At 72.8% G+C, this 12,609-nt stretch carries 12 protein-coding genes and 1 tRNA gene; 7 read left to right on the forward strand and 6 right to left on the reverse strand.

Going from position 1 to position 12,609, the window contains the following annotated elements:
• Positions 1-239: 239 nt before the first annotated feature.
• Positions 240-587, reverse strand: coding sequence for a hypothetical protein (locus tag ACFYPA_RS25460; RefSeq protein WP_359083333.1), 348 nt, complete (start codon positions 585-587; stop codon positions 240-242).
• Positions 588-842: 255 nt separating this feature from the next.
• On the opposite strand from ACFYPA_RS25460, the gene ACFYPA_RS25465 reads away from it, so the two are divergent.
• The 3 genes from ACFYPA_RS25465 (at position 843) to ACFYPA_RS25475 (ending at position 6,372) form a co-directional block, all read left to right on the forward strand.
• Positions 843-1,793, forward strand: a complete 951-nt coding sequence (locus ACFYPA_RS25465) for a slipin family protein (RefSeq protein ID WP_389134327.1) — start codon at positions 843-845, stop codon at positions 1,791-1,793.
• Between the two features lie 212 nt (positions 1,794-2,005).
• On the forward strand, positions 2,006-5,071 hold the full coding sequence (locus ACFYPA_RS25470; protein ID WP_389134330.1) for a DEAD/DEAH box helicase: 3,066 nt from the start codon (positions 2,006-2,008) through the stop codon (positions 5,069-5,071).
• Positions 5,068-6,372, forward strand: coding sequence for an SWIM zinc finger family protein (locus ACFYPA_RS25475; protein WP_359083336.1), 1,305 nt, complete (start codon positions 5,068-5,070; stop codon positions 6,370-6,372). The genes ACFYPA_RS25470 and ACFYPA_RS25475 overlap by 4 nt, the downstream gene beginning before the upstream one ends.
• Before the next feature lie 13 nt (positions 6,373-6,385).
• Here ACFYPA_RS25475 and ACFYPA_RS25480 read toward each other — a convergent pair whose 3' ends face one another.
• A complete protein-coding gene (locus tag ACFYPA_RS25480) occupies positions 6,386-6,694 on the reverse strand; it encodes a hypothetical protein (protein ID WP_359083337.1) in 309 nt (102 codons plus the stop codon).
• A 68-nt stretch (positions 6,695-6,762) separates the two neighbouring features.
• Positions 6,763-7,353, reverse strand: coding sequence for a TetR/AcrR family transcriptional regulator (locus tag ACFYPA_RS25485; protein ID WP_359083338.1), 591 nt, complete (start codon positions 7,351-7,353; stop codon positions 6,763-6,765).
• A 132-nt stretch (positions 7,354-7,485) separates the two neighbouring features.
• Here ACFYPA_RS25485 and ACFYPA_RS25490 point away from each other — a divergent pair, with 132 nt between their 5' ends.
• Positions 7,486-8,022 (forward strand): HXXEE domain-containing protein, encoded by a 537-nt coding sequence (locus ACFYPA_RS25490; protein WP_359083339.1) that lies wholly within the window; start codon positions 7,486-7,488, stop codon positions 8,020-8,022.
• 32 nt (positions 8,023-8,054) lie between these two features.
• Here ACFYPA_RS25490 and ACFYPA_RS25495 read toward each other — a convergent pair whose 3' ends face one another.
• Entirely contained in the window at positions 8,055-8,573 is a 519-nt protein-coding gene (locus tag ACFYPA_RS25495) for a DUF3574 domain-containing protein (protein ID WP_389134335.1), read from the reverse strand.
• 219 nt (positions 8,574-8,792) lie between these two features.
• On the opposite strand from ACFYPA_RS25495, the gene ACFYPA_RS25500 reads away from it, so the two are divergent.
• Positions 8,793-9,524, forward strand: a complete 732-nt coding sequence (locus ACFYPA_RS25500; protein ID WP_359083340.1) for a hypothetical protein — start codon at positions 8,793-8,795, stop codon at positions 9,522-9,524.
• A 38-nt stretch (positions 9,525-9,562) separates the two neighbouring features.
• Positions 9,563-9,649: transfer RNA gene (locus ACFYPA_RS25505), tRNA-OTHER, on the forward strand.
• 316 nt (positions 9,650-9,965) lie between these two features.
• On the opposite strand, the gene ACFYPA_RS25510 is transcribed toward ACFYPA_RS25505, so the two are convergent.
• On the reverse strand, positions 9,966-10,583 hold the full coding sequence (locus tag ACFYPA_RS25510; RefSeq protein ID WP_359083341.1) for a peptidase: 618 nt from the start codon (positions 10,581-10,583) through the stop codon (positions 9,966-9,968).
• 30 nt (positions 10,584-10,613) lie between these two features.
• On the reverse strand, positions 10,614-11,825 hold the full coding sequence (locus ACFYPA_RS25515; protein ID WP_359083342.1) for a pyridoxal phosphate-dependent aminotransferase: 1,212 nt from the start codon (positions 11,823-11,825) through the stop codon (positions 10,614-10,616).
• Positions 11,826-11,913: 88 nt separating this feature from the next.
• Here ACFYPA_RS25515 and ACFYPA_RS25520 point away from each other — a divergent pair, with 88 nt between their 5' ends.
• Complete coding sequence (locus ACFYPA_RS25520) at positions 11,914-12,591, forward strand: helix-turn-helix domain-containing protein (RefSeq protein ID WP_359083343.1); 678 nt, start codon at positions 11,914-11,916, stop codon at positions 12,589-12,591.
• The last annotated feature ends 18 nt before the right edge of the window (positions 12,592-12,609 follow it).

Raw genomic sequence — 12,609 nt, forward strand, 5'->3', positions numbered from 1 at the left:
TCCGCCCGGGCCCGCCGGGGGGGGCGGGCGCCCCGGCCCGCGCGGGCCCGCCGGGGGGGGGGGGCGGGCCCCGGGGGGGGGGGGGGCGCGGGGGGGGGGCCGGGGGGGGGGGCGCCCCCCCGGCGCATGTCCGTACGGGAGGGCCCGTCGTCGGGAGGGCCCGTCGTCGGGAGGGCCCGTCGTCGGGAGGGCCCGTCTCGGGTTGGCCAGGGGCCGGGCTGGGCAGTGGTCGGGTTGGTTCAGTGCACGGTGGTGAAGCTGCGCCACGGGAGTGCGCTCGGCGCGGTGACGTCGGAGAGCGTGGTCGCGAGGTACGTCGTGCCCGGGCCCGTGCAGTTCCGGGTGCGGTACAGGATGATGTCGATCAGCGTCTCGTTGGTCACTTCCTTGGCGCCCGCGGGGGCGAGCCGGTGGCATCCCTTCACCGAAGGACTGTTCACCATGATCACGGCATCCCGCTCGGTCGTGTAGACGACCGGGCCGACCGCTGTCCGGCCGAGGCCGGAACAGCCTGCGACGGTGAGGGTCAGGAGCGCTGTCCCGGCGGCGATGCCGAGACGGCGGCGTCGGTGGTCGATCACGGGCATGGGCGGGTCCTCGTCTGTCTCGTCCGGCTCATCCGTACGCACTCCGTCACGCCACCCCCGTGTGCCACGGAGGGACGTGCTGACGCTGGTCACCCTGCCCGCTCGCGGCGGGCCCGGCATCCGGGAGGCGGCCGGGCGGGGGACAGGAGGACGGGTCGAGGTTCGCCCGGTGCCCAAAGGGGGCATAACGTGGTAATAGCTCGATATTCAGAGTGAAGCGGATGTTCCGGTACTTCCGGATGGCAGGGGGCCGTCATGGTCCAGGAGCTCTTGATCGCAGTGGTTGCCGTGATAGCGGCGGCAGCCCTGTACACGGCGGCGGCCGCCCGGGTCGTCAAGCAGTACGAGCGGGGCGTGGTGCTCAGGCTCGGCCGGCTCCGCGACGACGTGCGCGGGCCGGGATTCACGATGGTGCTGCCCGGTGTCGAACGGCTCCGCAAGGTCAACATGCAGATCGTGACCATGCCCGTGCCCGCCCAGGACGGGATCACGCGGGACAACGTCACGGTGCGGGTGGACGCCGTCATCTACTTCAAGGTGGTCGACGCGGCGAGCGCCGTCGTGGAGGTGGAGGACTACCGGTTCGCCGTCTCGCAGATGGCGCAGACATCGTTGCGTTCGATCATCGGCAAGAGCGATCTGGACGATCTGCTGTCCAACCGGGAGAAGCTCAACCAGGGCCTGGAGCTGATGATCGACAGCCCCGCCGTCGGGTGGGGCGTGCAGATCGACCGGGTCGAGATCAAGGACGTCTCGCTGCCGGAGACGATGAAACGCTCCATGGCCCGCCAGGCGGAGGCCGACCGTGAGCGGCGTGCCCGCGTGATCAACGCCGACGCGGAACTCCAGGCCTCCAAGAAGCTGGCCGAGGCGGCGTCCGAGATGTCCGCCGAACCTGCCGCGTTGCAGCTGAGGCTGCTGCAGACCGTGGTGGCGGTGGCGGCGGAGAAGAACAGCACTCTGGTCCTGCCGTTCCCCGTCGAGCTCCTCCGCTTCCTGGAGCGGGCCCAGCAGCAGCCGGCGCCGCAGCCCGTGGACCGGGCGCCGGAGGCAGCCCCGTCGCCGTCGCCCGAACCGGCCGCGCCTGCCCCATCCGCTCCGTCGGCTTCGGCCCCAGGCCGCCTGCGCCCGGTCACGCCGGAGACCGACGCTCCGGCCTCCGGGCGGCCCAGCCCGACCCGATCGAAGCCGCTCGCCAGGCACTGACCGGGCAGCCCGCCGGGTACTGCCCCGGACATGTTCCGGCCGCCGCCGGACCCCGTACGAGGTGCGGGCAAGGCGGCGGCCGGTCCGTTGTCAGACCGCCCGCCTAGACTCGCCAGTCGGAGGGTTCGCGTGCCGGTCGGACCGGCCGGGCACGGAGAAACCGAGGACGCGCAGGCCCACGAGCGGGCCCGGACGGGAAGGGGGAGAGGCCGGTGGGTAGCGCACCGCCACCGCAGGACGCGGCCGTCGGCCGCCTGCTGCGCTGCGCCGCGGTCTTCCTGCCCGCCGAGCTCCCTCGCGACGGGCGGATCGCGTTCTGGGACCCGGAAGGGCGCCCGCTGCCCGACCCCGAGGACCTGTGGCCCGGTGCCGGCGCGCAGGCGGGCCCCGCCGGACCTGCCGAGGCGGACGGCTCGGGAGTGCGGGCCTCCGAGATCACCGTCGTCCAGGCCTCCGGGACCGCGGCCGTCCAGGCCGCGGAGACCGCGGTCGTCCGGCGCCATGACGAAGAGGCGGACGTCCGCCGGATCACCGTGCCCGCCCTGCTGCTCCCGGTGGCCGAGGCCGTGCCCCTGCTGGCCCGCGCCCGCCACCTGCGATCCGCCCACCCCGCCACCCGCTGCTGGGGCGCCGCCACCCTGCACGCCCTCCACCTCGTCTCCCGGGGCCGGATGCTCCCCGGGCTGACCGCCGGCGACCATGACGCCTGGCGGGCCGGACCGCGTGACGCCGAGGACGTCGCCCACCTGCGTGCGGTCGCCGCGGCCATGCCGGCCGAGGGATACGCGGTGCCCGTCCCGGACCGCTCGCCCCCGCGGGTCCCCGACCCCGAGCCGCTCATCGGCTCCTTCCTCGACGCGGTGGCCGACACCCTGCCCCGCACCCCCGCGGCCGCCTTCGCCATGGGCGCGCCCTTCGCGGCCCGTGAGGGGCGCCACCTGCCCGGCGCCCGGGAATGGGCAGTGGAGGTCGCGGCCGGACTGGACGCGGGCGTACGGGTGTCGCTGCGCCTGGACCTCTCCGCGTACGAACTCTTCGACGCGACCGACGTGCCCGACTCGACCGACGTGCCCGACCCGACCGACGCGACCGGCGCGACCGAGATGACCGGCACCACCGAGGGCGTGGCGGACGACGGGGCGGCCGACGGTTACACACCGGCCGCCGCTCGGCATGCCGGCGCCGCCATCACCCAGGTGCACAGCCTCGCCGACCCCACCTACGTCGTCGACGCGGCCGCCCTGTGGGACGGCACGGCGGGCGAGCCCTTCGGCCCGCGGTCCCGGATCGACGCCGTCCTCGCCCTGCGCCGCGCCGCCCGCGTCTGGGCCCCGCTGGAACGACTGCTGGACCAGCCCGTCCCCGACGTACTGGCTCTCACCGAGGACGAGTTGTACGAACTGCTGGGCGCCGGCGGGGCCAGGCTCTCGGCCGCCGGGGTGAGCGTGCACTGGCCCAGGGAGCTCGCCCGTTCCCTCACCGCTGCGGCGGTGGTGCGCCCGGCGCCGGGCTCGGCCACCGACGGCACCTCGTTCTTCGACGCCGAACAGCTCTTCTCCTTCAACTGGCAGCTCTCTCTGGGGGACCAGAAGCTGACCGAGGCCGAGATGGATGTGCTCGCCGAGGCACACCGGCCCGTCGTGCGGCTGCGCGACCAGTGGGTCGTCGTCGACCCCGCCCTCGTACGCAAGGCGCGCAAGCGGGAGCTGGGCCTGCTCGACCCGGTGGACGCCCTGGCCGTCGCCCTGACCGGCACCGCCGAGGTGGACGGCGAGCAGGTCGAGGCGGTGCCGGTGGGTGCGCTGGCCGCGCTGCGCACCCGCATCACGGACGACGACAGCGTCATCGCCCCGCCGCCAGGCCTCGACGCCACCCTCCGCGACTACCAGCTGCGCGGCCTGGCCTGGCTCGACCGGATGACCTCGCTGGGCCTCGGCGGCTGCCTCGCCGACGACATGGGCCTCGGCAAGACGATCACCCTCATCGCCCTCCACCTGCACCGCGCCCACCCCGCGCCCACGCTGGTGATCTGCCCGGCCTCGCTGCTGGGCAACTGGCACCGGGAGATCAACCGCTTCGCGCCCGGCGTCCCCGTGCGACGGTTCCACGGCACGGACCGCACCCTCGCCGAGCCCGACGGCGGCTTCGTGCTCACCACGTACGGCACGATGCGCTCCAGCGCGGCCGAACTGGCCGCCCACAGCTGGGGCCTGGTCGTCGCCGACGAGGCGCAGCACGTGAAGAACCCGCACTCCTCCACGGCGAAGGCGCTGCGCACCATCCCGTCCCCCGCCAGGGTCGCCCTGACCGGCACCCCCGTCGAGAACAACCTCTCCGAACTCTGGGCGCTCCTCGACTGGACCACTCCCGGACTGCTCGGCCCCCTCAAGGCCTTCCGCGCCCGCCACGCCCGCATCGTGGAGAACACCGGCACGGCCGCCGGGATCGCCAACGACGAAGCGGTGGAACGGCTGTCGCGGCTGGTCCGGCCCTTCCTGCTGCGCCGCAAGAAGTCCGACCCGGGCATCGCCCCCGAGCTGCCGCCCAAGACGGAGACCGACCACCCCGTCTTCCTCACCCGCGAACAGGCCACGCTCTACGAGGCCACGGTGCGCGAGACCATGGCGTACATCGAGGCGTCCGAGGGCATCGCGCGGCGCGGCCTGATCATGAAACTGCTGGCCTCGCTCAAGCAGATCTGCAACCACCCCGCGCAGTACCTGAAAGAGGAACCGACCCGGCTCACCGGCCGGTCGGGGAAGCTCGCCCTGCTCGACGAGCTCCTCGACACGATCCTCGCCGAGGACGGTTCGGTGCTCATCTTCACCCAGTACGTGACGATGGCCCGGCTGCTCTCCGCGCACCTGACCTCGCGCGCGATTCCCTCCCAGCTCCTGCACGGGGGCACGCCGGTGCCCGAGCGTGAGCGGATGGTGGACCGCTTCCAGTCCGGCGAGGTACCGGTCTTCCTGCTCTCCCTCAAGGCCGCCGGCACCGGGCTGAACCTCACCCGGGCCGCCCATGTCATCCACTACGACCGCTGGTGGAACCCGGCCGTCGAGGAGCAGGCCACCGACCGCGCCTACCGCATCGGGCAGACCCAGCCGGTCCAGGTGCACCGGCTGATCGCCGAGGGAACGGTCGAGGACCGGATCGGCGAGATGCTGCTGGCCAAGCGGGCTCTGGCCGACGCCGTGCTCGGCACCGGGGAGACCGCGCTGACCGAGCTCAGCGACCGCGACCTGGCCGACCTCGTCTCGCTCCGGAGGCCGTCATGAGCCCCCGCCCCCCGTCCCCCTCGCGCGCGCGGCCCGTGACGCGCTCCCGCCCGGGCCCCGACGACCTGCGGCGGACCTTCGAGGCCGTGCCCGCACGCACCTCCGGCGACGACGAACCGTTCGCGGACAGCTGGTGGGGCAGGGCCTGGGTGACGGCCCTGGAGGACCTCTCGATGGACGCGCCGCGCCTGGCCCGCGGACGCGCGTACGCGGACAGCGGCAACGTCGCCGCGATCACCGTCACCCCGGGCCGCGTCGTCGCCTACGTGCACGGCAGCCGCGCCCGCCCCTACCGCGCCGAGCTCCGGCTGCGCGCGTTCACCGACCCCGACTGGGACACCTTCCTCGACGCGGTCGCCGCGCGCCCCGGCCATCTCGCCGCCCTGCTCGCCAAGGAGATGCCGCACTCCCTGGCCGACACGGCAGCCGCCGCCGGAGTCGCCCTGCTCCCCACGGCCGACGACCTCGACCCCGGCTGCTCCTGCCCCGACCACGGCTGGCCGTGCAAGCACGTGGCGGCACTCTGCTACCAGATGGCCCGACTGCTGGACGCCGACCCGTTCGTCCTCCTGCTGCTGCGCGGCCGGGGCGAGCGCGCACTCCTGGAGGACCTGGGCCGTCGCAACGCCGCACACTCCGCGCGCGAGCGGCCCGCGCCGCCCGCCGCCCCCTCCGTACCGGCCCAGGAGGCGCTCGCCGAGCGCTTCCTGCCGCCGCTGCCGGCGCCGTTCCCGGTGGAGCCGCATCCGGGCCGGCCGCCCTCGTACCCGGAGTTCCCCGGCGCCCGGGACCCGCTCGCCCTCGACCAGCTCGCCTCCGACGCCGCCGCCCGCGCCCACGCGCTGCTCACGACCGGTGCCGACCCGCTGGCCGGGCTCACCGCCTGGCAGGACGCGGTCCGGCTGGCCGCCGCCCGCCCCACGGCCGGACTCACCTCCACCACCCGCGCCCTCTACCGTGAACTGGCATCCGCCACCGGCCGCAACACCACCGACCTGGCCCGGGCCGTGGCCGCGTGGCGCCAGGGCGGCGCCGAAGGGCTCGCCGTCCTGGAGACACCGTGGGACCCCCCGGCCGGCCCGTTCGACCGCGCCCGCCCGGCCCTCGCGGCGGCCGGCTTCCCCCGCTTCCAGCCATGGCGCAACCACCTCACCCACCCCGGTGGCACACTCCAGCTCCGCTTCGGCCACGACGGTTGGTGGTACGGCTACGAGTCGGACCCCGGCGAGGACGAGTGGTGGCCCAGGGCCGCACCTGCCTCCGACCCGGTGGGCGCGCTGCTGGAACTCAGCGGCGGTTGAGCCGACCGGCAGCTCAGCTGTTCAGGACGATCAGCAGACCGATCAACAGCACGGCGACGACGGGCAGCACGATCAGCCGCGCCTTGCGGAACGACTCGTCGTCCTGCTGCGCGAGCCCGCGGCCGGCACCGTGGGCGGACGCCAGGTGCTCGCCTGCCATGTCGATGATCCGCCGGGTCGTCAGGAGCGACGGAGACCAGTCGCAGTGCGTACAGACGAGGAAGTCGCGGTAGGGGTCGTACCTGAAGTCGCGCTCCATGTTGACCGTGAACACCTGCCCCTGCTCGGTCGTCGCCGTGAAGTGACGTACGGGCGTACCCATTCGGCTTGCTCCCTGCTGGTCGAAGTCCGGTGCCCCCGGCACCCGGCCGCGGCACAGTACCCGACGGCTCAGGCGCCGCGCCGGGCGGGCAGCACCGCGTCGACGGCGGCAGCGGCGAAACCGGGCGGAACCGGCTCGCTCCGCAGCAGCGCCCGCATCCAGACGGCTCCGGCGATCAGGTCGAGCAACAGCATCGGGTCGACGTCCGGGGCGAGTTCGCCGCGTGCGGTGGCCCGGGCGAACACCGGCTGCTCGCGGGAGAACCGGTCGGCGAAGAAGTCGCGGGTCAGCGAGGTGAGTTCGTCGTCCGGCAGCCCCGACCCCGAGGTCACGGCCCGTACGACCGGCTGGGTGCGTACGCCGGTGACCAGGTCGATGATCTGCTCCGCCAGGGCGATCAGGTCCCCGCGCAGCGTGCCCGTGTCGGGAAGGTCGATGTCCAGGACCCGGGCCCGGAGCAGCGCGGCGTGCAGCAGCGCTGCCTTCGACGGCCACCAGCGGTAGATCGTCGTCTTGTTGACCCCTGCCTCCTGGGCGACGGCCTCCATGGTCAGTCCGGTGTACCCGCGCTCGGTGAGCAGCCGCAGAGTGGCGTCGAAGATCGCCTCGGCGGCGCGGGGGCCCTTGCCGGAGCGGCGGTGCGAGGTCGGGGCGGGCATGGGGCGGCTCCTCGGGAATGCCTATAATGCAACGCAACGTTGCGTTGCATTATAGGGTGGCTACCCGACTGCCCGGCTGCCCGCTCGGTTGCCGGACACAGCGGTACCGGCCTACGACGGAGGGGGTTCGCCATGGCGGGGGACAAGGTTTCCGGAGCGGTGACGTGGGGACTGCTGGCGGCCTGGGCGGCCAACGACCTGGAGGAGATCACCACCATGGCGGGCTGGCTCCGGACCGCCCGGCCGAAGCTCGGGAAGCGGTGGCCCCGGGTGCCCGAACGGGTGTGGCAACGGACGGCCCTCTCGCAGCGCGAGGTGAACACGGCGATCGGTCTCATGGGCGGGATCATCGCGGCGGCTGCTGCGGACGGGGCGCGCACCGGCGGACACAGCCCGCTCTACCGCGCCGTCCTGGTCGGTTTCGGCCTGCACGGTGTGGTGCACCTGGCGCAGTCGGCGGCGTACGGCGGCTACACGCCGGGAGTGGCCACGTCGCCGACCGTCGTCATTCCGTACTCGCTCTGGGCGGTGCGCCGGCTGCGGGCGGCGGGCGTCCCGGCGGGCGGGGGCCGTACGGTGGCCGCCGGGATGGTGTTCCTGCCGGTGGCCGTGGCGGGTGTGCACGTGGCGGCCCGCCTCCTGTCAGGCCGGCGCACGGGCGGTGTGTGAACGGTGCGGGCGGCCGGGCACCGCGCCCGTGCTCAGAAGTCCGCCGTCGTACGCTCCTCCAGCCGGGCCACCGAGTCCTGCGCGTACGCCTTCTCGTACGCGTCGCGGATCCGCTCGATCTGCGGATCGCGCAACCGGGCCTCGGATGCCGGGTAGAGCAATGTCAGTTCGTAGCTGCGCTCCCGCTCGATGGCCCCGTGGGAGTCCCGCCACTGTCCCCGGCCGTCCTGGATGGTCAGCCCGTTCGGGAAGCGCGGCGTGACTTCCGCGTCGATGAAGTCCAGGAACTGCCGGTCGGTCACGTCCGGGCCCGCGTCCGGGCGTTCGGTGCCGAAGAGCAGGCGCGTCTCGACGTAGTCCTTGCCCCGCACGGCGGCACCCGTCACCGGCCTGGCGTCCTCCGGGGAGTGGGCGCCCAGCGTGGCATACGCGACGGGTGTGCCCATGGCCAGGACCGCGAGGCCGGCCGTGGCGGCGGCGAGCGCGGCATGGCGAAGGGGGCGGAGGGTGGCAGGGCTCTGCGCGTCGGTGAAGTGGGCAGGACGAGGCATGGGCAGGCCCTTCGTTCCAGTGGTGGGGGAGGCGCGGACGCGCGGGCCCACTCTGGCAAGCGGCTCCCGCCGGACCGCCGTGGTGCAGGGGCGCCGCCCGGAAACCACCCGAACGGGCGGGAGCGCACACACGCGGGCGGCGCTCCGAGTGCTCCAGGCGCATCCGGCGCGGCAAAAACCGCTGGTGCGGCGCGTGTTGCTGTTGCTAGTTTCCGGGACGTGGCGAAACTCAATCAGATCATCGCAGTGGAGAAGGGCGTCAAGTCCAAGGCTCACCAGGACCTGACGGCGGCGCATCACGGCCTCCAGAAGGCCGGACTGCTGGCCGGGATCTCCCGGACGTACCAGCCGAAGGACGAGGAGGGCGAGCAGTTGCCGTCCGAGTCGACCCTGGTGCAGATCAAGGCCGAGGACGTGCTGCGGGAGACCGCGGCGACCCTGACCCGTCTCTTCGACGTGACCGCCACGAAGGACTGGGCGAACTGCGCGGCCCGCGCCGACGTCTCGGTCGACGGACGCGTCCTGGTGAGCGGCGTGCCGGTGTCGTACCTGCTCTTCCTGGAGAAGCAGCTCACCGACATCAACACCTTCGTCCGCAAGCTCCCGGTGCTCGACGCGTCCGAGGCATGGGCCCAGGACCCGTCCACGGACTCCTGGAAGACCGAGCCGGTGCGGACCCTGCGCACGAAGAAGGTCCCGCGCAACCACGTGAAGGCGGAGGCCACCGACAAGCACCCGGCGCAGGTCGAGGTGTACTACGAGGACATCCCGATCGGCTACTGGACGACGGTGAAGTTCTCCGGGGCGCTGCCCGCGCGGCGGATCAACGAACTGCTCGACCGGGTGGAGAAGCTCCAGCAGGCCGTCAAGTTCGCCCGCGAGGAGGCCAACGGTGTGGACGTCACGGACCGGCGGGTGGGTGATGCGGTCTTCGGTTACCTCTTCGGATGAGGTGACCGGCCATGGAATCCCCGGCGACGGTCAACGCCGCCGGGGTGCGCGAGGAGCGCAAAGCTGAAAATGAAGCTTGTCCTGACGACGCGGTTCAAGTGGAGGTTCGAGTCCTCCCCCCGGCACTTCTGTACCTCCCGTACGGGCACGGGCCGGGGTGGCCCAACTGGCAGAGGCGACCGCGATCAATCTCAGACTCTTGCTCCAGACTCAGCATGCGCCGCCTATCGCCGGATCAACCGGGCCCGTGCCCGTGCGCGTCGAGATGCCGGTTCGACTCCGGCCCGTGGAGCTTCGATCCGCGGTCGTCTAAAGGCAGGACGCGGCGACATGAAACTGACACGGGACCTTTAAAAGTGCCGGCGTGCCGTACAGGCGGCAACCACAGGGCTCGGGGGCCGGCTATGCCCCCGGGCCCGCTCCTTTTCCAGCGGCCCGTCGTCACCCCGCCACGCGCAGCGACACCCCGCGGCCGGCGAAGAAGCGCTCGAACTCGGCCAGGGGGAGATCCGCCGCGCGCGTCGCGGCCGTCGTGCCGGACGGGTTGTGGAAGTGCACGCCCGTCCCGTCGGACGTGCGGGACGTCAGGAGCACCAGGTGGCCGCCGCGTCCCGGTGCGGGCCGCTGCGGGTGCCGGATCGCGTAGTGCACCGACGCCATGACGGAGCGGCCCGCGTCCAGCAGGTCCAGGATCTCCGCCGGTGCGAGATGCCGGTGGACCGTGGCGTCCAGGCCGTGCTTCTCGCGGGCGTAGGCGGCGAAGGGCGCGTACACCAGGCCCCGGATCGTGCCGTCGTCGTCCTCCGTGTACGCGCCGTACCCCAGCGCTCCGTCCCGGAGCGCGAAGAGCGACGGAGCGCCGGCGCCGAGAGCCATGCGCAGGCAGGTCATCCCGCACAGATGGCCCGCCCAGCGCGCGTACTCCGCCGGTGAGTCCGCGCCCGAGTCCGGCCAGGCGGGGTCGGACGCCGGGTCGAGCCCGCCCTCGACGATCAGCCCGACCAGCTCGAACGAGGCGAACTGGGTGTGCACGGGGACCTGACAGGTGGGGCAGCTCACGATCGGTGTCCGTTCATCGCCGGCGTCCGCTCACTGCCGGTATCCCGCCAGGAAGCGGCCGATGCGGCTGATCGCCGCGTCAAGATCGTCAGCGTACGGGAGCGTCAGGATCCGGAAGTGGTCGGGCCGCGGCCAGTTGAAACCCGTGCCCTGGACGACCTGGATCTTCTCGCGCAGCAGCAGGTCGAGGACGAACTTCTCGTCGTCGACGATCGGGTGCACCTTCGGGTCGATGCGGGGGAAGGCGTACAGGGCACCCTTCGGCTTCACGCACGACACCCCGGGGATCTCGTTCAGCTTCTCCCAGGCGCGGTTGCGCTGCTCGTACAGCCTGCCCCCGGGCACGACGAGCTCCCGGATCGACTGGCGGCCGCCGAGCGCGGCCTGGATCGCGTACTGCGCCGGGGCGTTGGGGCACAGTCGCATGGAGGCGAGCATCGTCAGCCCCTCCAGGTAGCTGCGGGCGTGCTGCCGGGGCCCCGACACGACCATCCAGCCCGAGCGGAACCCGGCCACGCGGTATGTCTTGGAGAGCCCGCTGAAGGTGAGGCAGACCAGGTCCGGGGCAAGGGTCGCCACGCTGTGGTGCTCGGCGTCGTCGTACAGGATCTGGTCGTAGATCTCGTCGGCGAACACCATCAGACCGTGCCGGCGGGCCAAGTCGAGGATGCCTTCGAGGATCTCGCGCGGGTAGACGGCGCCGGTCGGGTTGTTCGGGTTGATGATCACGACGGCCCTGGTGCGGTCGGTGATCTTCGAGGCCATGTCGGCGAGGTCGGGGTTCCAGTCCGAGGCCTCGTCGCACACGTAGTGCACGGCCTTCCCGCCGGCCAGCGTCGTCACCGCGGTCCACAGCGGATAGTCGGGGGACGGGATGAGCACCTCGTCGCCGTCCTCCAGCAACCCCTGTACCGCCATGGAGATCAGCTCGGAGACGCCGTTGCCGAGGAAGACGTCGTCGACGCCGATCTCGGCCAGCCCCATCGCCTGGTAGCGCTGCGCCACGGCCCGGCGGGCGGAGAGGATGCCGCGGGAATCCGTGTAGCCGTGGGCCTGCGGAAGCATCCGGATCATGTCCTGGACGATCTCCTCGGGCGCCTCGAAGCCGAACAGTGCCGGATTGCCCGTGTTGAGCCGCAGCACGCTGTGGCCCGCCTCCTCCAGGGCGTTGGCGTGCTCGATGACCGGGCCCCGGATCTCGTAACAGACCTCGTTGAGCTTGCTGGACTGGCGGAATTCCATGCGGTGCTGCCTCCCCGACCCGATTGCGATACTTGGTTTTACCAAGCTTGAGCTTGGAAAGTCCAACAACATGTCTAGACTGCGTCGCATGCCACGTCAGCAACAGCCCGCAACCCGCCCGGTCCGCCGCCGGAGTTACGACCAGTTCTGTGCCGGTGCCCGGGCGCTGGACGCGGTCGGAGACCGGTGGACCCTGCTGATCGTCCGTGAACTGCTGGCAGGCCCCCGCCGCTACACCGATCTGCACGCCGACCTCCCCGGCGTCAGTACGGACGTCCTGGCCTCCCGGCTCAAGGACATGGAGCAGGGCGGGCTGGTCACCCGTCGCAGGCTGCCTCCGCCCGCCGCCGCCTCGGTGTACGAACTGACCGAGCGCGGACAGGGACTGCTGCCCGTCCTCGCGGCGCTCGCCGAGTGGGGGGCTCCGGCCCTCGCGGAGCGGCGGCCCACGGACGCGGTCCGGGCGCACTGGTTCGCCCTTCCGCTGCTGCGCGCGCTGGACGGGGCCGGGGCGAGGGCTGCCGGCGGCGTGGTCGACGTGCACCTGGACGAGGGCGAGTTCCACGTCCGTACGGGGGAGCCGGCCCCGGGCGAACCGGTGTACGGGGACGGGCCCGCCGCTCGCGCCGACGCGCGCATCACCCTCGACGCCGAGGTCTGTCTCGCGCTGGGACGTGGCGAGCTGACGTTCGCCGAGGCCGTGCGGGACGGGCGGATCGAGGTGGATGGTGAGGGGCCGCTCGCCGCGGAGTTGCGCGGCGCGTGACGGTTGCGGTGGCGTGAT

This window comes from Streptomyces sp. NPDC005775, assembly GCF_042871565.1.
Lineage (GTDB): Bacteria > Actinomycetota > Actinomycetes > Streptomycetales > Streptomycetaceae > Streptomyces.